20 protein-coding genes and 1 other RNA gene are annotated in these 17,728 nt (G+C 35.2%); 14 read left to right on the plus strand and 7 right to left on the minus strand.

All coding sequences use genetic code 11. The features are described 5' to 3' along the window. Positions 1–5: 5 nt before the first annotated feature. Both OL233_RS00155 and OL233_RS00160 read left to right on the plus strand, forming a co-directional pair. The gene (locus OL233_RS00155) at positions 6–365 is read left to right on the plus strand and encodes a PTS glucitol/sorbitol transporter subunit IIA (RefSeq protein WP_275470362.1); all 360 of its coding nucleotides are present in this window, start codon (positions 6–8) and stop codon (positions 363–365) included. Positions 366–376: 11 nt separating this feature from the next. Then, positions 377–1,564, plus strand: a complete 1,188-nt coding sequence (locus OL233_RS00160; RefSeq protein WP_275470363.1) for an AI-2E family transporter — start codon at positions 377–379, stop codon at positions 1,562–1,564. 15 nt (positions 1,565–1,579) lie between these two features. On the opposite strand, the gene OL233_RS00165 is transcribed toward OL233_RS00160, so the two are convergent. Beyond that, positions 1,580–2,203 carry an FMN-dependent NADH-azoreductase gene (locus tag OL233_RS00165; RefSeq protein WP_275470364.1) on the minus strand — a complete coding sequence of 208 codons (624 nt, stop codon included), beginning with the start codon at positions 2,201–2,203 and terminating at the stop codon, positions 1,580–1,582. A gap of 334 nt (positions 2,204–2,537) precedes the next feature. Here OL233_RS00165 and OL233_RS00170 point away from each other — a divergent pair, with 334 nt between their 5' ends. Beyond that, positions 2,538–3,098 (plus strand): recombinase family protein, encoded by a 561-nt coding sequence (locus OL233_RS00170; RefSeq protein ID WP_126831117.1) that lies wholly within the window; start codon positions 2,538–2,540, stop codon positions 3,096–3,098. Positions 3,099–3,143: 45 nt separating this feature from the next. On the opposite strand, the gene OL233_RS00175 is transcribed toward OL233_RS00170, so the two are convergent. Beyond that, positions 3,144–4,319, minus strand: a complete 1,176-nt coding sequence (locus tag OL233_RS00175) for a GGDEF domain-containing protein (protein ID WP_275470365.1) — start codon at positions 4,317–4,319, stop codon at positions 3,144–3,146. 24 nt (positions 4,320–4,343) lie between these two features. Then, positions 4,344–5,831, minus strand: a complete 1,488-nt coding sequence (locus OL233_RS00180; protein WP_275470366.1) for an AcpB/EbpR/MafR family transcriptional regulator — start codon at positions 5,829–5,831, stop codon at positions 4,344–4,346. A 291-nt stretch (positions 5,832–6,122) separates the two neighbouring features. Between OL233_RS00180 and OL233_RS00185 the strand changes: the two genes are divergently transcribed. The 3 genes from OL233_RS00185 (at position 6,123) to OL233_RS00195 (ending at position 7,626) form a co-directional block, all read left to right on the plus strand. Then, the gene (locus OL233_RS00185) at positions 6,123–6,470 is read left to right on the plus strand and encodes a zinc ribbon domain-containing protein YjdM (protein WP_275470367.1); all 348 of its coding nucleotides are present in this window, start codon (positions 6,123–6,125) and stop codon (positions 6,468–6,470) included. A 74-nt stretch (positions 6,471–6,544) separates the two neighbouring features. Beyond that, positions 6,545–7,240: a zinc metallopeptidase gene (locus OL233_RS00190; RefSeq protein ID WP_275470368.1), complete on the plus strand. Its 696-nt coding sequence runs from the start codon at positions 6,545–6,547 to the stop codon at positions 7,238–7,240. Between the two features lie 41 nt (positions 7,241–7,281). Beyond that, positions 7,282–7,626, plus strand: coding sequence for a hypothetical protein (locus OL233_RS00195; RefSeq protein WP_275470369.1), 345 nt, complete (start codon positions 7,282–7,284; stop codon positions 7,624–7,626). 34 nt (positions 7,627–7,660) lie between these two features. On the opposite strand, the gene OL233_RS00200 is transcribed toward OL233_RS00195, so the two are convergent. Continuing rightward, positions 7,661–8,524, minus strand: coding sequence for a helix-turn-helix domain-containing protein (locus OL233_RS00200; RefSeq protein ID WP_275470370.1), 864 nt, complete (start codon positions 8,522–8,524; stop codon positions 7,661–7,663). Between the two features lie 145 nt (positions 8,525–8,669). Between OL233_RS00200 and tadA the strand changes: the two genes are divergently transcribed. The 3 genes from tadA (at position 8,670) to OL233_RS00215 (ending at position 10,420) form a co-directional block, all read left to right on the plus strand. Then, positions 8,670–9,152: a tRNA adenosine(34) deaminase TadA gene (gene tadA, locus OL233_RS00205; protein WP_275470817.1), complete on the plus strand. Its 483-nt coding sequence runs from the start codon at positions 8,670–8,672 to the stop codon at positions 9,150–9,152. 63 nt (positions 9,153–9,215) lie between these two features. After that, positions 9,216–9,314, plus strand: an RNA gene (ffs, locus tag OL233_RS00210) — signal recognition particle sRNA small type. A gap of 122 nt (positions 9,315–9,436) precedes the next feature. Then, a complete protein-coding gene (locus OL233_RS00215) occupies positions 9,437–10,420 on the plus strand; it encodes an ornithine cyclodeaminase family protein (protein ID WP_275470371.1) in 984 nt (327 codons plus the stop codon). Between the two features lie 39 nt (positions 10,421–10,459). On the opposite strand, the gene OL233_RS00220 is transcribed toward OL233_RS00215, so the two are convergent. From OL233_RS00220 to OL233_RS00230, 3 genes are read right to left on the minus strand one after another with little or no spacing between them, the layout of a single operon-like run. Then, positions 10,460–11,248 (minus strand): TPM domain-containing protein, encoded by a 789-nt coding sequence (locus OL233_RS00220; protein ID WP_275470372.1) that lies wholly within the window; start codon positions 11,246–11,248, stop codon positions 10,460–10,462. Beyond that, positions 11,245–12,387, minus strand: coding sequence for a TFIIB-type zinc ribbon-containing protein (locus OL233_RS00225; RefSeq protein WP_275470373.1), 1,143 nt, complete (start codon positions 12,385–12,387; stop codon positions 11,245–11,247). Before OL233_RS00225 ends, OL233_RS00220 begins: the two co-directional genes overlap by 4 nt. Before the next feature lie 49 nt (positions 12,388–12,436). Further along, a complete protein-coding gene (locus OL233_RS00230) occupies positions 12,437–13,672 on the minus strand; it encodes an SPFH domain-containing protein (protein ID WP_275470374.1) in 1,236 nt (411 codons plus the stop codon). A gap of 220 nt (positions 13,673–13,892) precedes the next feature. Between OL233_RS00230 and dnaX the strand changes: the two genes are divergently transcribed. The 5 genes from dnaX (at position 13,893) to darA (ending at position 17,727) form a co-directional block, all read left to right on the plus strand. Continuing rightward, the gene (dnaX, locus tag OL233_RS00235) at positions 13,893–15,659 is read left to right on the plus strand and encodes a DNA polymerase III subunit gamma/tau (RefSeq protein ID WP_275470375.1); all 1,767 of its coding nucleotides are present in this window, start codon (positions 13,893–13,895) and stop codon (positions 15,657–15,659) included. A 41-nt stretch (positions 15,660–15,700) separates the two neighbouring features. Beyond that, positions 15,701–16,015, plus strand: coding sequence for a YbaB/EbfC family nucleoid-associated protein (locus tag OL233_RS00240; protein ID WP_275470376.1), 315 nt, complete (start codon positions 15,701–15,703; stop codon positions 16,013–16,015). 72 nt (positions 16,016–16,087) lie between these two features. Beyond that, entirely contained in the window at positions 16,088–16,684 is a 597-nt protein-coding gene (recR, locus tag OL233_RS00245; RefSeq protein ID WP_275470377.1) for a recombination mediator RecR, read from the plus strand. Positions 16,685–16,717: 33 nt separating this feature from the next. After that, positions 16,718–17,365, plus strand: a complete 648-nt coding sequence (tmk, locus tag OL233_RS00250; RefSeq protein WP_275470378.1) for a dTMP kinase — start codon at positions 16,718–16,720, stop codon at positions 17,363–17,365. Between the two features lie 32 nt (positions 17,366–17,397). Next, a complete protein-coding gene (gene darA, locus OL233_RS00255; RefSeq protein ID WP_275470379.1) occupies positions 17,398–17,727 on the plus strand; it encodes a cyclic di-AMP receptor DarA in 330 nt (109 codons plus the stop codon). Position 17,728 lies beyond the last annotated feature (1 nt).

Here is a 17,728-nt window from a genome sequence, read left to right on the forward strand (position 1 = left end):
TTTAAATGATTAAAACAGAAGTATTGGAAATCGGTAAGGAAGCAGTAACACCTGGAGAGTCTCTATTGATTTTCTTTGGGGAAACAGCGACACCAGAATTAAAAAATGTTTCTATTATACAAGAAATAATCATAGAAGATGAAAGCTATGTAATAGAAAAGGGAGACACGATTTTAGTGGATGAAGTTAGTTATAAAATCGCTAAAGTAGGGTCATTAGCTACTCAACAACTTAAAGAATTTGGTCATATAACAATGTTCTTCGGAGAAAATAAACAGGAACATGAGATTGCTAGTGCTATATATTTGGCATCTAATGTAATACCAGATTTAAAAATAGGTTCCACTGTATCATACTGTAAATAGGAGGTGCTCTGATGGAAGAGAAGCATGATGATAAGAGTAAGTTATCTTGGTTTTGGAAATGGTTTTTAAATAACCAAGCTGTAACAGCGTTACTAGTTATATTGTTAGTGCTATTAAATATTTTAGTTTTTTCAAAGGTATCTTATGTTTTTTCACCAGTTTGGGAATTCCTTAGTATAGTAGGACTGCCGATTTTGTTTGGCGGTTTACTTTATTATTTCTTGAACCCATTGGTTAACGCTTTAGAAAAACAAGGATTATCGCGCGTGATGAGTATTACACTTATTTTTATAGGAATTATTGCGTTAATTACGTGGGGAATTGTTATCCTTATTCCTAAAATACAAGACCAAACAATGAGTTTCGCAAACAATTGGCCGAATTATTGGAAGGTTATAGAATCTAAAACAAATGAATTTATAAGTCAGCCTATTTTTAGTCAATATGCTGAACAATTGGAACAGATTACGGATAATATATTCGAAAGTGTAGGTTCAATTGTTAAAGGTATTTCTAAAAATACAGTATCTGGATTAGGGAGTTTTATCGGAACAGTTGCTAATGTAGTTGTAGCAGTTGTGACAACACCTTTTATTTTATTTTATCTGCTTAAAGATGGAAAAGGTTTAGGTGACTCCTTTGTTAAGTTACTACCGACTAAAGCAAGGAAACCAACAAAAAAAGTTTTGGTTGATATTAACAAACAAGTTTCACAATATATTAGAGGACAATTAACCGTTGCTTTTGCAGTTGCTGTCATGTTTATAATTGGTTTTAGTATTATTGGATTAGATTATAGTGTAACATTAGGTATTTTTGCTGGATTTTTGAATTTAATTCCATACATTGGTTCGGCTATTGCAATGATTCCAGCTCTATTACTTGCTCTTGTAAGTGGACCTGCGATGTTAATTAAGGTTTTAATTGTATTTGGCTTAGAACAAGTTATAGAGGGACGCTTTGTATCACCAATCGTTTTAGGAAGTCAGTTGAAAATACATCCTGTTACTATTATATTTGTGTTATTAACCGCTGGTAAGCTTTTTGGAGTGGTTGGCGTGATTATAGGTATTCCAGGGTACGCCGCCTTGAAAGTGCTTGTAACACACTTATATGAGTGGTATAGAACTGTTTCAAAATTGTATGAAGATGAAGATGTTGAAATTGAATTAGAAATAGAAGAAAAGCCTAACGTTTAACGTTAGGCTTTTTCTTTAAAATTCTTTAGCTATAGCAGTTGCTGAGTCTAATGCTTTACCAAGGATTTCATCACGTTGTTCGGGATGGTGATCAATCGCTTCGATGAATAATTGATGATAATCAGTGACTCCAACAAAATTCATGATTCCTTTAAGGTACATTGAGGCAAAATCTTTTCCATCATACATGCCACCATTAGACTGGATATGTAAGACTTTTTTACCTTCCGTTAGGGGGGCAGGGCCAGTCGCTGTATACTTGAATGTTTTGTTAGCAACATTAATAGTATCAACCCATGCTTTTAAGCGTGTAGGAATATTTAAATTCCAAAGGGCATTAGCGATGACGATTTGATCAGCATCTAAAAATTGGTCAGTCAATTCATTGAATCTGTTCATTTTAGCTTGTTGCTCAGCAGTTAGCTCTGAAAAATCAGAACCTGTTTTAAGAGCAGTCATTGCGCTTAATAACGTATGATCAATTTCAGGAATATCTTCTGTATAAAGGTCTAGAAGTTGAACAGTCGCTGTGTTAGCATTCTCAGCTTGGTAAACATCCATGAACTTTTCTAAAACTTTCATAGAAGTAGATTGCTCACCAGTAAAGGGATGTGCTTTAATTACGAGTAGTTTTTTCATTTAAATACCTCACATTCATTATAGTTACTTTAACAGTTTAACAAATGAGTTGAAGTTCAGTCTATAGAAACGCTTAAATTGTTCAAAAGATGTTCATAAAATGACCGTATCGTATTTTGCGTATCCATACGCAAAAAGAGAAATAAAAAAGAGAAACATTGTCATATCAAGGAGTTTGAAAGTTTCTATATATTTTTTGTCAGTAATTGCATAAGCATATGCAAAGTACGGAGTAGTAAATAAACACAACGTTACTTATACTAATAATTGTCAGATAAATTAATTACATACTACTAAAAATAAACGATAGAATTTTAATAAGGAGCGGATTTAAATGAGTATCATTGGATATGCGTACACAACAAAAGATAAAGAGTATTTATCATCACAATTAGAAGCACTAGGAAAATACAGCTGTGACCGTATTGTATTGGAAACAGATACATATAGTGAAACAAGTCATCCACATGTTGAGTTAGAAAATGCTTTAGAAGAGATGCAAGCTGGAGATAAATTAATTGTATTTGAAATGTTGTGTTTAGGAAAATCAATTATTCAATTGTCAGATTTTATTGCAGAGTTAAATGAAAAAGGTGTTCAACTTATTAACTTGAAAAAACCTGAAGAGTTAGCCCACCTTGATGATGTAACCTATACAGCTATGATTGAAAAAATGGCTAAAATGGAGAAAGAAATTATTCGTGAAAGAACATCTCGTGGTCTAGAAGTAGCACGTAAAAACGGTCGTATCGGTGGTCGTCCTCGTATTTCACCAGAAACAATTGAAAAAATTCAATCACTTTATAACAATAATAAATATACATTGAGACAAATTGCTGAAGAGTGTGATATTTCATTAGGAACTGCCTATAAATATACACAAGAGCGTAAGTAAATTTGCTAAAAAAACCTTAAGATATAAGGATATCTTAAGGTTTTTTTATACAGAATCAGAAATAATAAGGCTATTACCTTTTTTCTTTTTAGCTTTGTATAATGCTTTATCAGAAATTTCAATTAATTCTTTAGAATTAATACGTTGGTTATCAAAATGTGTTAGTCCAATAGAGACAGAAAAGTTAATCGATTGATCTTTTACCATATAGGGATTTTTTTCAAGACGTTTGAATAGTTCTTGGTAAAAATTCTCCGCTTTTTTTATTGTTTGGTAATGAATAATAGCAAATTCATCTCCTCCGATACGGCAGATATAGTGTTGGCCAGGAAGTGAGAGGTTTTGCATTTCATGGCTAATAAATTTGAGTATTTGATCACCAACAGGATGACCATATGTATCATTTATTTCTTTGAATTGATCGACATCAATTAGTGCTAGTGAGAAATCAGTAGTACTGTCTTTTTCAGTTAAATCGGAAAGATAATCTATGAAAAAGTTAAAAGCACTGCGGTTATAAACACCAGTAAGTTCATCTGTAATAGCAGCAGTTTGGTAGACTTTAACAGACTGTGATAATGAAATAGCAATATTAATAATAAATGTTGTAATTAAAAAGACTATGGTATAGACAATCAAGTGAAAGCCGAATTCTATAAGTTTTTTAGGATTAAAAAAACTATTTAGATAGAAAGAAAAGAATGTCAGTCGTAATAAAAGAAAACCAGTTACAAAAATTAAATGGGTCTTCATCATGGTGTATTTTTTTTGTTTCAAATAATAAGAAAATGCTACGATGATGCAAATAAAGAGTATCCCATTTAGCCAAGCCATAGGTGAGAGACTTAGATTTGTCATTAACCGATAGATACTTTTAAGTATTTCTAAAACAACCATAGCGATAATACCTTGAGAGGTTGTGCCATAGATAATCACTAAATAGATTAAGGCATAACTCATGTCAATACCAAAAGAGGTGCCGGCTACAGGAATCCTATTATAGGAAAGGATAAAAGTAATTATCCCTAAAATAATCCCACCAAGAACTTTTTTTGCAGGAGAGAAAGTATCACCTGGGTCAAAACTAGTGAGTGAGAGGCTAGAATCTACATGCTTAGTTGCAATATTTAATGTTATAAAGTAGTAGGTAAGAATGGAGCTAATAATAATCGCAATGTTGATAGAAAATATATTTATAAATTCCATAATAGTCTCACTCATGAAGCACCTCCTTTTGGCTAAGAGTTAAAGATTATTGGTCTGTGGGTCAAATCGATAGATTGAATGGATGGCATTTCTGATTTTACCCCAATCTTGATCCGAAGGGATTGCTTCAACAACAATTGTTTTATGGGGAGGAAACAGTTCATGATAAAAAGTTGTAATATGAAAATCATATTGATTCATTTCATCAGGATTAACTTCTTCAAGGAAGATTGTGGAGCCTCTATAGATTGTTAAATTAACCTTGCTATTAAAATTTTTTTCAATCATATCTTGTAATAGCTCAGCATGTTGTAATCCTAAGTCACTAAAAATCATAATATTGACTCTTTTTTTCTTATTTTCTAATAAGGTAGGCAGTTTATTCCACTTCACCATCATCCAATATAGAACTTTGTTGTTAAATTTACTGTGCCAAGGGAATCCGGTTACTTTCTCGAGCTCTTTTAGATGATACGTAACGGTTGTGTTGTACGCTGGGTAATTTATTTTAATAGCATTACTGTTAAATTCATACCGATCATATAAAATATAATCGGTATAAGGGAAAAATGTATGTTTGTATTGGATAAGTAATAAAATAGTGTGAACGTCAGCTCTACTTTGATTGTCAATTTGAATACCTAGGTCGTATTGAATTTTATTTAATAGTTCATCAAATTGTTTTTTCAAGTGATTTTCATCTATTTTAGTAACCCATGTAGCTTTTAAAAAGTATACAGAGTTCACTAAATCATTGACTAAGTCATCTGTAATTTCAATACCTAGTTCTCCGAGTGTAGTTGACAGACCAATAGACTCGCTGATGTATTTTTGATAACGATTACGTGAGATTTTTTGGTCATCTGATAATTTAATCAAAAAGCCTTGCTTATACCGTTCCAAACTAACAGCTAAAAGATAAGTCAATTGAATGATTAAAAATTCATCTGAGGCATGCTCAAAAATAGTATAAAGTTCTTCCGCTAACCTAACAATAAGTCGTCTATCTAGTGTAAAAGGCCAATTATGAATACCGTAAACTTCAGAAAAGTAATTAGTATAAAATGAGCGAACGTTTTCTTCGTTATGATTAGTCAAGTGACATGGACGTTTTTGAAGTGTTATATCAAAACTTTTTAGAGAGTTTGAAAGTTGTCCAGCTGTACGGTATAAAGAAGATTCACTGATAAACATTTCTTCATCCCAATTTTCGATTAAAACATTAGGATTAAAAAATATTTTTTCTAATAGATTAAAAGCATCGCTGCTTTTAATAACGCGGTTATATATAAGCGAAATGTCGCTATTTGGACGAGCTTTAAGTCGGACTCCATTTTTTTTAGATGTTTCAATAGTGAAGAAATCTTCAGCATTTTCTTTTAAGTATTGTATATCACTATTAATAGTTCGTAATGAGGCATTATTTTTTTTGGCCAAGTCATTCGAGCTGATCCATTTAGAGTTTAAGTTTAATTGTTCAATGATCTCTAAACGTCTTTTAGTAGACGTATCTAATAAATTTCTCATTAGTAACTCCTTTGCATAAATAGTAAGAATATTATAACACTTTTTAGACACGAATGTTACCATGAAGTTTATAAGGAAGGTTAATAATAAAGCGATATAGAAGTTATGACCTTTGTATTAATAACGTTCCTATTGTGTTTTATTATGTGTGCTAATGGTGAAATAATACCAAAAAAAGAACAATAAATAAACAAAAAAATATTGCTCTATGTATAAAATAACAGTATTTGGTTTTTTTGCAAGGATGTGCTAATCTATAAGTATAAAAAATGTATGAATAGGAGAATTAAAATGTCAATTCCGAATTGTCCAGCATGCCAATCAGAGTATGCTTATGAAGATCGTAATATGTTTGTATGTCCCGAGTGTGGAAACGAATGGACAGGTGAAGCTACAGAGTCTACAGAAGAGGAAGCTGTTGTGAAAGACTCTAATGGTAATGTTATTGTTGATGGTGATTCAATTTCTGTTATCAAAGACTTAAAAGTTAAAGGGAGCTCATCAGCTATAAAAAAAGGGACTAACGTTAAAAATATTCGTTTAATTGATCCGGATATGAACACTGGTCATGATATTGAGTGTAAAATTGATGGTTTTGGTGTTATGAAATTAAAATCAGAATTCGTAAAAAAAATATAATCACTAAAAAAACTGAGCCTGTTAGGTCAGTTTTTTTTAACATATTTTAAGTTTATTTAAGGAGGTATATCAATATGTATACAGCAATGAATTTGATGTATGATAAAACGTACATTTTTATAGTGATAGGGATGATGATTTCTTTTATTGCATCATCGTACGTTCAAAAAACATTCTCAAAGTACGGGAACATTAGTAATAAAAAAGGTTATACGGGCTCTGAAGTAGCGCAACTTATCCTAGATATTAATCAAATTAATCATGTTACTATTAGACCTATAGGTGGTAATTTGACGGATAATTACAATTCGTTTAACAAAACCCTGAACTTATCTGAGCCAATTTTTAATCAAACATCGGTTTCAGCAGTTGGTGTTGCAGCACATGAATGTGGGCACGCAGTTCAAGATAGTGTTTCATATTTTCCATTGAGACTAAGGGCTTGGTTGGTTCCGATTGCTAATTTTGGGTCACAACTTTCATTTCCAATGATTATGGCAGGGCTATTTTTTGGGCAATTTTTAATTAACTTAGGGATTCTCTTTTTTTCTGCAGCTTTTATTTTTCAGGTGGTTACTTTACCAGTTGAATTTAATGCATCGCGTCGTGCCCTTAAAATAATAGAAGAGCAGGCTATTTTAGATGATACAGAAATAAAAATGGTTAGACATGTTTTGATTGCGGCAGCATTGACTTATGTAGCTTCGGCTGTTTCAGGATTACTACAATTGATTCGTTTGGTCTTATTATTCGGCGATAGACGTGATTAATGCTATAATAACTGTAGACTAAATTGTTAGGAGCTGAGAGCATGAAAACATCAAAAAAAGTGTTAATAGGTCTTGGGATTGGTGCAGCAGTAGGAACATCGATTGCTATTATAGCGTCTGAAAGAATTAAGGAATCAGTTATAGGAACGAAAAACCGATACCAAGTGAAACAATTTGTTGATGACAAATTAAATGGTAATGAAGAGGTATTGGATGTGGTATCAGAAATGTCAGATTCTGAAGTGGCAAAAATTGTTAGTTTAATTGATAAAGTTGAACGAGGTAAGGATAAAATCAAAGTGACTGGTAAATCAGTTCGAGAGGCAACAGATGAAGTAGTTGAAATGTTAAGTAGTTTTGTTGCTAACATGATAGAACATAATTAAAAAAGAGCGAACATGATAACATGTTCGCTCTTTTTTAGTTGACAATCAAATAACTTAGGACGAGATCATCCATAGATTTTAAATGTAATCCAGTTTGTTCATAGAATTTTTCTATACGATATTGAAGTGTATTTCGATGCATAAAGAGTTCTTTAGCTGTGGAGCTTATATTTCCTTGGTTATTCCAAAGGGAAATAATAATTTCTTTCATTTCAGTATCAGCTGCTAGTTTTCTACCAAACACTTGCATGATTAAGCTATTATTAATCATGTCTTTTGTAAAAAAATGAAGAGCGACTTGTGGTAAGGCGATAGCCGCTTTACTTTTAATATGAGGTAATTCTTGTTCGAAAATATTTTTTTCTTCATGAAAAAATCTTGGAAAACCTTCACTAAAATTGTAAAAACTACCCATGAAAGCTTTTACTTTACAAGAGAAGTCAGATTCCAGTGTTAAAAGAATTCCTTCCAGTTGTTCTAGGGAAATACTTTGCTTAGATTTTTTCTCAATAAGGACGCCGTACGTATTAGAAATAAAAAAAGCATCGCTTACATTTTCAAACATACTAGAGAAAGCCTTTAACCAAGAATGACGTCCTTTATCAGTAATTTCTTTAATTAATTGAAATTGAACAACTCGGTAAATTCCAGAAGGTTCTTCTAGGGGTTGTTGTTTAAATAAAAAATTAAACCAGGGATGTTTTGTGCCATCTATATTTTCTTTTTCGGATGAAGAAAATAATTGATTCAAAAGTTTAATTTCTGTAGAGCTTAAGTGTTGCTTATCTAGACTTAGCCATTGGTCGTTGAAAGGTATATTCACGAAAAGGTTTTCATCTTTAGGTGAAACAACATGTTCTGCTTGAGGATAAAGTATTTCTAGTTGACTTGGTTCCATTTTAATCACCCTTAATCTATATCTTTTCTGTTGAACATAGTATACTTAAAAGAATGATAAATTACAAATAACAGTTGATAAATAAAGTAAGGTAGGATGACTTAACGTGGAAAATAAATTAACAGATGAAGAGAAATATTTTTTTATGGAAGAAGCTATAAAAGAAGCTTTGAAAGCTAAAGAGAAAAAAGAAGTTCCTATCGGGGCTGTTGTAGTCTATCAAGGTAAGGTTATCGGCAGAGGTCATAATATAAGAGAAACGTCTCAAGATGCGACCACTCATGCGGAATTACTAGCCATAAAAGAAGCGTGTCACTACAAAGGAAACTGGCGTTTAGAAGAGTGTCAACTTTTTGTGACTCTTGAACCTTGTCCAATGTGTAGCGGTGGGATTATCTTAGCTCGTTTAGAGAGTGTCTACTTTGGAGCGATGGATCCAAAAGCTGGTACGGCAGGATCATTAATGAATTTGTTAGCTGATGAACGTTTTAATCATCAGCCTTATATGGAAAGTGGTATTCTTGAAGAGGAATGTGGTGAGTTATTGCGGACTTTTTTTAAAGAATTAAGAGAACGGAACAAACAAAAGAAGCGTGACAAACAAGCTGTGATAGAAAAAGAAGTTTAGCAATAAAACAAAGTGTTCAAAAGGACTAGTAATTTAAGTTGAAATGTTATATAATTAATTTTGCCGCAAGGCTAGGGCAATGGTGGGCTTACTAATTGTGTCAGATCCGGAAGGAAGCAGCACTACGTAGGTGCCGCCATGTGCCTCATTTATATGAACTTTCAAAAGAGCTGCGAGAAATCGTAGCTCTTTTTTTATTTTTTAATAATAGATTTTTAGATGATTATTTGTAAGTGCTATAGTATGCTAAAGGGAGACATGTAATTTTAGAGGAGGTAGATAAAATGTTAGTGTTATCAAAAGAAGATATTCAAAATTGTTTTACTATGAAAGAGGCAATAGAGGCTGATAAAGAAGCCTTACGTTTGTATACAGAAGGAAAAACACAAGTGCCACTAAGAGTGAATCTTAATTTAGAAGAGCAAAATGGACAAAGTTTATTCATGCCAGCTTATTCAGGTGGAGCAGAACCGTCATTAGGTGTGAAAATAGTATCTGTGTATCCTGATAATTATAAAAAAGGACTTCCTAATTTACCGGCAACGATGATTGTTTTAAATCCAGAAACAGGCGTGGTTGATGCGATTGTGGATGGTACCTATCTTACACAATTAAGAACAGGTGCAGTTCAAGGGGCAGCAACAGATTTATTGGCCAATAAATCTGTTGAAATTGGTGCATTAATTGGTACAGGTGGACAAGCAGAAAGTCAATTAGAAGCGATGTTAACCGTAAGAGAGTTTAAACAAATTAATGTTTATGATCGAGATATTGAGCGTGCAGAAGTATTTTGCGAGTCCGTGTCAAAATTATATCCAAATGTGACATTTAAAGCGACAAAAACACCAAAGGAAACAGTAGCAGATGCTGATGTTATCACAACGGTTACGACTTCTAAGATGCCGACATTTGATGCGGTAGACGTTAAAAAAGGGGCGCATGTTAATGGTGTAGGATCATATACACCTGTTATGAAAGAAATCCCAGCAGAGCTTATTAAAGTGGCTGATAGTATCATTTTTGATACGACTGAAGGGGTTATGGCAGAAGCTGGTGATTTTATTGACCCTATTAAAGATGGTGTGGTAACGGAACAGGCTTATACAGGTGAACTTGGTCAATTAGTTTTAGGACAAGTCAAAGGACGCCAAGCAGAAGAAGATTTAACCATTTTTAAAACAGTAGGATCAGCCGTACTAGATAGTGTAACAGCACAAAAAATTGTTGATAAAGCACGTCAATTAGGATTAGGTAAAGAAATAAACTAAAAAAGAGATGAGCGCCATAAGCGTTCATCTCTTTTTTTATTAAAAACTGCGACCGCCACCACCATGGCTATTGCCACCACCTGATGTATGATTACCATTCCCGTAATTGGCACGAGGAACGTATCGTGAGGTCGTAAAGGTATTGACTAACTGATCTTGTCGATCTAAAAGTTCCAGACTACCATTTTGACGGTAATCATAATTATAAGTAGAACGTTTTAAACTGTACTTACTGAAAATAGAGCTATAGCAAGCAATAGCGGAGATAATACCAACGACCCCACCAATAAGAATTTTGAGAGGGCTTAATGTTCTGACTCGGGACAGTTGACCGGTTTCTTGATTATAATCGTAACGGCTGGCATAAGTCGTCATATCTTCTAAGATACTCAAGGCAGCTTGACCATACTGTTGTCTATACATCTCATTTTCGGCATGATCTAGCATTCTCTCACGTCTATTGCCATCAATAATAGACATCATTTTACCAGCAGTAGAGATATAGTATGTTCTATTGTCCATATCGATTAAGAAAAGGAAGCCGCTTTTATCAGGACCAGTCCCATAGTTGTGCTGATCGTAATAATCATCAGCTACTTCCATGGCACTTTTTCCTTCTGCATTATCGGTGGTCAAGACAACGGCATCCATCTTATTTTCAGTCTTAAAAGTTGAAATAGCTTGATCAATCTCAGTTATTTCCTCTTTAGTGAAGAGGCCAGCTTGATCAATGACTGTCTCAGATGCATAAGCTTGGCTTAACGCGTTGGGCAAGTAGAGACATAAAGATAAGACGAGTAGTACCATCCAGCGAAATAAGTTTCTCATAGCATGTAACCTCCTAACATGATTAGACCAGCAACGAGTGTTCCTAACCCAATAGACGCTAAAGCTAATTTAACTTTATTGACAGGCAGTTTCCCACTGATTTTTCCAGTATAGCCGTTCATAGCGTAGTAAAAAGGTTTTTCTTCTAGTGAAGGGGTATCCTGATTTTTATAAGTGAGAAGCCAAACAGGGAGTAAAACGTAATGTTGGTCATCATTTTGGATGTTACTTTTAATTTTTTTATTATAAACCGTGGTATAGCCATGAACTGTATCTGATAATGTAGCTCCAGCATAATTTTTTAATTCAGTTTGAATAGTATCTGCTAAGTCCTCATATTCAATATCCCGTTTTTCTGCTTGGAAGCCAGAGAGATACTGCGATTTAAAAGGAATAGCGTCATCAATAGGAAAAGGTTGAACAGATTCAACCATTGTAACAGAACTATTTTTATTTAGTGCGTTTTTGACAAGAGAACGGAAGGCCATATTCCCTTTGCGGTACAATCGGTATTTTTTTGTTTGAGTATATTCATAGTCGCCCATATGCCAAACACTAATAGAATTAGCCTCGGCTTCAAGTTCGCCTTTTAAGTCGGCATTTGTCACCCAATAAGGGAAGTAGACACCCGTAAGCTTTTCAACTTGAGAATTAGAAAAGAAATCTTTTGGGATGAAGTATTTCTTTCGACCCCATTCTAGAAAAGCAGAGATTGCTTCTTTTTCTTCAATTTTAAAAGGTAAAACGGACTCTGGTAAGTATTTACCGTTAAGGCGTCCAGCTAAAACTACAGGATTATGACAATAATAACAATAAGTAGCAGCTGTTGTACTGTCTGTTACTATTTCAGCGCCGCAACTTGGACAATTAAAGAGTGACATCTCTTCGGCAGATTCTGAGACAGTATCTTGTGCCGTGTTGGAAGAAGAAGCATCATTATAGTGAGGCTCGTTAGGATCTAACTCATGCGTGTCATCTTCTTTCTCAGTAAGAGGGGGTGTATGTTGTTTTTCAAAATCTTTAATGTCAGACTCTGAAAAACGACTTAAACAAAACTCACAATGGAAATCTTGTTCTTTTGGGTCAAAGAGTAAAGGACCATCACAGTTAGGACACTTGTGACTGATAACATCGTTCATGGGATTCCTCCTTTGCATAAAAGTAAGTCGCGTAAGTTACTGCTTTTTCTTAAAGAGGTAAGCCTTGAAACGGTTGGCCACATTCAGGACAGAATTTTGGAACTGAGCCAGAAATGGTTACGATTTGTTCGCAAGCGCCACATTTCATTTGAATACCAGTAGAAGAGACAGGAACTGGTTTTGATTCGCCACACTCAGAACAGAATTTACCTGTATTTTTAGTACCATCTTTTGGACATTCCCATGTATCAGCAGAAGTACCTTGAGCTTGTTTTTCAGCGTTAGCGGCCATTTGTTGTTGATTTGATTGACTTGCAGCACCCATGAAGCCACCTCCAGCGTTCATACCAGCACCCATTCCCATGAAGCCAGTTGTAGCTCCAGCTGCATTAGAGCCTGCAGCTTCCATTCCGCTTGCAATAGACCCTTGAACAAATCCTTCTCGGATAGAAGGGTCGCCAAGCATAGCTCCTTTATTGCGCATATTGATTAATTCAGTTGAATCATCTGTGTAAGAAATACTAGCTACGGCAACAGATACAACTTCCATCCCACGGTTAGCTTTCCACTCATCGTCTAAAACATCTGCCATAAACTTGCTAAGTTCCATACTCTTAGACGGTACGTATGAGATACGTTCGCCGTTGGCTGACATTTGGTTGATTGATGTTTGGAGCGCTGTTAAAAATTCTGCTAGGAATTGCTCGTTGATTTCATCAATAGTAACATGTGTTGCTGATTTCGAAAGAACTTGTGTATAAAATAAAATAGGATCTACAACGCGCATTGAATAGTTCCCATGAGCGCGTAAGAATAATTCAGCATTATAAAAATTATCAAAATAATTAAGAGGAGTAGGTGTTCCGAATTTAATGCCTCTGATTTCTTGTAGGTTAATGTAGATAACCTGTTGATTTTGCGGTGTTGTTCCACCAAATTTAAAACGACTAAAGGATTCGCTGATAGCCGCTTTTAAACCACCAGAAAACATAGAAGGTGCTTTATCATTTTCAACAGTGTAGTAGCCTTCCTCTGCAGTATAGTCAATAATTTTCCCACCATCGACAAGTAACATCATAGTATTAGGATAGACACGGATAACCGAACCATCTGTAATAACACCTGGAGTACCTTTTTTATTAGAGCCACGGCGTTCATCTTTTCTTGCTAGAATACCTGTAGTCATCACTGTTTTATCACTTAAATCGGAAGGTTCGATGACCTCTAGCCACTGATCGGCTAAGCCTCCGTTTAATGAATCAAGACCTGCTTTAATTAACCCCATATTGTAAACGCTCCTTTTTATAATAAATTTTATTGCTATTATATCATATCAACCACTCCTAATAATAGATAGACGATTGAAAAAGAAGTGTCTATTTTAATGGTCGTTTTTTAGAAGTTTGATTCTGAAATTTCATTTTTAAAATAAGTGAAATAGTAGTATTTTAGCAGTGGATAACGTATAATAATGACTAGTGATTTCAAGAAAGAGAGGGAGCAAAATGTCTTATCAAGCTTTGTATAGAGTCTGGCGTTCACAGCGTTTTGATACTATTGTCGGTCAGCAAATGGTGACTCAAACTTTAAAGAATGCGATTATTCAGAACAAAACCTCTCATGCTTATTTATTTACAGGCCCTAGGGGGACAGGGAAAACCAGTGCAGCTAAAATATTTGCTAAAGCGATCAACTGTCCGAATAACCAAGACGGGGAGCCGTGTAATGACTGTGATATTTGTAAAGGGATAACCGAAGGCCGTCTCAATGATGTTATTGAGATTGATGCGGCGAGTAATAACGGTGTCGAAGAAATTAGGGATATCCGTGAAAAAGTGAAATACGCGCCAACACAAGCGACGTATAAAGTGTATATCATAGATGAGGTCCACATGTTATCAACAGGGGCGTTTAATGCCTTGTTAAAAACATTAGAAGAACCACCGAGTAACGTTATTTTTATCTTGGCAACAACTGAACCGCATAAAATTCCGCTGACGATTATTTCAAGAACACAACGTTTTGATTTTAAACGGATTGATACAAGTGATATCGTCACTCATTTAGGACATATCTTAACAGAGATGTCAGTAGAGTACGAAGAGCAAAGTTTATTTGTGATTGCCCGTGCAGCTGAAGGTGGTATGCGTGATGCCTTAAGTATTTTAGACCAAGCCTTATCCTTTAGCGAAGGGCGCTTAACGACGGATACAGCATTAAAAGTAACGGGAAGTTTAACGGCTGAACGTCTAGATCAGTTGGTTTCGAGTTGTTTCAAACATGAAACAGAGCAAGGCTTAACATTGTTACAAGCTCTTCTTTCAGAAGGGAAAGAAAGTAGCCGAATGTTAGAAGATTTACTTCTATATTGCCGCGACTTGTTGATGTATCAGCAAGCTCCTAACTTATTGATAAGTCAAAATGGGATGATGACGGACTTATTTAAAGAGTTGAGCGACCAAATGCCAGCGGCTTTAATTTACGAGTACATCAGTATTTTAAGTGACACACAAAAAGAAGTGAGATTTACGAACCATCCGGATATTTATTTGGAAGTGGCAGTAGTTAAACTTTCAAATGCTGGAAGTTTAACTACTGCTCCAGCTCAGCTAGATGCAACACCGGTAGATTCAGTGGGGGTCTCGCCGACAGTTAGTGATGAGGTGGTACAAGGATTACTTGAACGAATGAGCCAATTAGAAGCTAGATTTAAAGAAGTAGGCAGTCAGCAAGGGGTTCAATCAAGTAAAAAAGAGACGCCTAAAAAATCACCATCTAAGTCATCGTACCGCTTACCAACAGAACGAGTGTATCAAGTGTTAAATGAGGCGACTCGGCCACAGTTGGTTCAAGTTCAAGAGGCCTGGGATGAGCTGTTACAATTGTTAACCGTGACACAGCGTGCGATGTTAAAAGCCAGCCAACCAGTAGCAGCAAGTCCAAAAGGCTTAGTCTTAGCTTTTGATTACGAAATTGTGTGTCAAAGAGCTAGTGAAGACACGGAGCTACATACTAATACGAAGCAAGGGTTACAGCGCTTATTACAATTTGAACCAGCAATCGTATGTATTCCCTCTGATAAGTGGGCAGGCTTACGAAATGATTTCATTAATCAACGGCCATCATCACCGTCAGATGAACAAGAGGCCCCTGATGAAGGAGCCTATGTTCAAATTGAAGGTGAAGCTGAGCAAGTCCAGACAGAAACAACAGCTGTCGATACAGCGGTCGAACTATTTGGAGAAGATGTTGTAGAAGTTTTAAATGATTAATTAAACGAATAAAAACAATTTAAAATAGGAGTGATTGAATTATGATGCGTGGTATGGGAAATATGCAAGGTATGATGAAGCAAATGCAAAAGATGCAAAAAGAAATGGTGGCAGCACAAGAAACATTAAATGCAACTGAATTTACTGGTGTTGCAACAAATGATTTAGTAGAGGTAACATTTACAGGGGACCGTAAAATGGTTGATTTAACAGTTAAACCTGAAATTATCGACCCAGAAGATCCAGAAATGTTACAAGATTTAGTTTTAACTGCGGTTAACGATGCATTAGGTAAGATTGAAAAAGAAACAGAGCGCACAATGGGTAAATATACAAAAGGCATGCCAGGATTCTAGTAACCGTCGAAACAGGAAGAGTTCTTCCTGTTTTTTTATGAAGAAAAGTCCAGTTAAGAAAGAAGGGTTACGATGCATTATCCAACACCAATTGCGAAATTAATAGAGAGTTACATGAGACTGCCGGGTATTGGTGCTAAAACAGCGACCCGTTTAGCTTTCTTCACATTAGATATGCGTGAAGAAGACGTTAATGAGTTTGCTAAGTCGCTGATTAGTGTGAAACGCGACCTACATTACTGTGAAACGTGTGGAAATATAACAGAAGAGGCACTTTGTGAAATCTGTCAGGATAAAACACGAGATAAAAGTATTGTATTGGTTGTGGAAGAGACTAAAGATGTGATGTCTTTAGAGAAAATGAGAGAATATAAAGGTCAGTATCACGTTCTTCATGGTGTGTTATCACCGATGGATGGGACAGGACCAGATGATATTAATATCGCAAGTCTAATCAAACGTCTACATGATGATGAAATTAAAGAAGTTATTATTGCGACTAATGCTACAACAGAAGGTGAAGCAACGGCTATGTATCTGTCTCGTTTGATTAAACCAGCAGGTATCAAAGTAACCCGTTTGGCTCATGGTTTATCAGTAGGTAGTGATATTGAGTATGCTGATGAAGTAACCTTACTCAAAGCAGTAGAAGGCAGACGTGAAATTTAAGGGAAACCGGGAATAAGCTAGGAGTGTTTAGAGATGACTAAAGGTATTTTTATTACAATTGAAGGGCCAGATGGTGCCGGTAAAACAAGTTTAATTCAAGTATTAGCACCTATGATTGAAAAGGCAAGTAAACAAGAGTTGGTTTTAACCCGTGAACCAGGTGGCATTCCCATAGCTGAAAAGATAAGAACAATCATTTTGGATCCAAAACATATGGAAATGGATGAACGTACGGAAGCATTGTTATATGCTGCAGCACGTCGTCAACATTTGGTCGAAAAAGTAATCCCAGCACTTAACAGAAAAGCAATTGTCTTATGTGATCGTTTTGTAGACAGCTCGCTTGCTTACCAAGGGGCAGGCCGAGAAATTGGGATGTCAGAAATTGCGAGTATTAATGAATTCGCTTGTGATGGGCTAACACCAGATGTGACGCTATATATTGATGTAGAATCAGAATTGGGTTTAGAGAGAATTTCAAAAGGAAGAAAAACAACAGAAGTGGATCGTCTTGATAATGAAGCTTTAGATTTTCATAAAAAGGTTAGAGCGGGCTATTTAGAGCTAGTGAAAGACAATCCCGACAGAATTTTAACAATTGATGGTAGCTTATCTATTGAAGAAGTTGCCAATACTTGCTTTAATAGACTTAAGGAACGATTTCCTGAATTTATAAATTAAATAGGTACGACCAATAGAAAGGTGGAGACATTATGAAATTAATTTTAGCAATCGTACAAGATAAAGATAGTAACCGATTATCAGAAGAGTTTGTAGAAAATAATATTCGTGCAACGAAACTATCAACAACGGGTGGCTTTTTAAAAGAAGGTAATACAACGTTTATCGTCGGAATTGAATCAGAACGTGTCTCTGAAACATTGACACTTATCGAGACAGTCTGCCAAGCAAGAGAACAATACATGACATCACCAATTAGTTTAGACCCAACTGTGGATAACTATTTCTCTGTTCCAGTTCCAGTTCAAGTCGGAGGAGCAACAGTGTTTGTTCTGCCAGTAGAAAGTTTCCATCAATTCTAAG

Source organism: Vagococcus proximus (genome assembly GCF_029143285.1).
GTDB lineage: Bacteria > Bacillota > Bacilli > Lactobacillales > Vagococcaceae > Vagococcus_D > Vagococcus_D proximus.

What these genes read in the sequence shown, in the direction of transcription:
- OL233_RS00225 (WP_275470373.1), bottom strand. Translation starts at nt 12,387, where the DNA reads ATGAACGATGTTATCAGTCACAAGTGTCCTAACTGTGATGGTCCTTTA.
- darA (WP_275470379.1), top strand. Translation starts at nt 17,398, where the DNA reads ATGAAATTAATTTTAGCAATCGTACAAGATAAAGATAGTAACCGATTA.
- OL233_RS00195 (WP_275470369.1), top strand. Translation starts at nt 7,282, where the DNA reads ATGAAAACATCAAAAAAAGTGTTAATAGGTCTTGGGATTGGTGCAGCA.
- tadA (WP_275470817.1), top strand. Translation starts at nt 8,670, where the DNA reads ATGGAAGAAGCTATAAAAGAAGCTTTGAAAGCTAAAGAGAAAAAAGAA.
- OL233_RS00165 (WP_275470364.1), bottom strand. Translation starts at nt 2,203, where the DNA reads ATGAAAAAACTACTCGTAATTAAAGCACATCCCTTTACTGGTGAGCAA.
- OL233_RS00170 (WP_126831117.1), top strand. Translation starts at nt 2,538, where the DNA reads ATGAGTATCATTGGATATGCGTACACAACAAAAGATAAAGAGTATTTA.
- tmk (WP_275470378.1), top strand. Translation starts at nt 16,718, where the DNA reads ATGACTAAAGGTATTTTTATTACAATTGAAGGGCCAGATGGTGCCGGT.
- OL233_RS00175 (WP_275470365.1), bottom strand. Translation starts at nt 4,319, where the DNA reads ATGAGTGAGACTATTATGGAATTTATAAATATATTTTCTATCAACATT.
- OL233_RS00220 (WP_275470372.1), bottom strand. Translation starts at nt 11,248, where the DNA reads ATGAGAAACTTATTTCGCTGGATGGTACTACTCGTCTTATCTTTATGT.
- recR (WP_275470377.1), top strand. Translation starts at nt 16,088, where the DNA reads ATGCATTATCCAACACCAATTGCGAAATTAATAGAGAGTTACATGAGA.
- OL233_RS00160 (WP_275470363.1), top strand. Translation starts at nt 377, where the DNA reads ATGGAAGAGAAGCATGATGATAAGAGTAAGTTATCTTGGTTTTGGAAA.
- OL233_RS00200 (WP_275470370.1), bottom strand. Translation starts at nt 8,524, where the DNA reads ATGGAACCAAGTCAACTAGAAATACTTTATCCTCAAGCAGAACATGTT.
- OL233_RS00190 (WP_275470368.1), top strand. Translation starts at nt 6,545, where the DNA reads ATGTATACAGCAATGAATTTGATGTATGATAAAACGTACATTTTTATA.
- OL233_RS00215 (WP_275470371.1), top strand. Translation starts at nt 9,437, where the DNA reads ATGTTAGTGTTATCAAAAGAAGATATTCAAAATTGTTTTACTATGAAA.
- OL233_RS00185 (WP_275470367.1), top strand. Translation starts at nt 6,123, where the DNA reads ATGTCAATTCCGAATTGTCCAGCATGCCAATCAGAGTATGCTTATGAA.
- dnaX (WP_275470375.1), top strand. Translation starts at nt 13,893, where the DNA reads ATGTCTTATCAAGCTTTGTATAGAGTCTGGCGTTCACAGCGTTTTGAT.
- OL233_RS00180 (WP_275470366.1), bottom strand. Translation starts at nt 5,831, where the DNA reads ATGAGAAATTTATTAGATACGTCTACTAAAAGACGTTTAGAGATCATT.
- OL233_RS00155 (WP_275470362.1), top strand. Translation starts at nt 6, where the DNA reads ATGATTAAAACAGAAGTATTGGAAATCGGTAAGGAAGCAGTAACACCT.
- OL233_RS00240 (WP_275470376.1), top strand. Translation starts at nt 15,701, where the DNA reads ATGATGCGTGGTATGGGAAATATGCAAGGTATGATGAAGCAAATGCAA.
- OL233_RS00230 (WP_275470374.1), bottom strand. Translation starts at nt 13,672, where the DNA reads ATGGGGTTAATTAAAGCAGGTCTTGATTCATTAAACGGAGGCTTAGCC.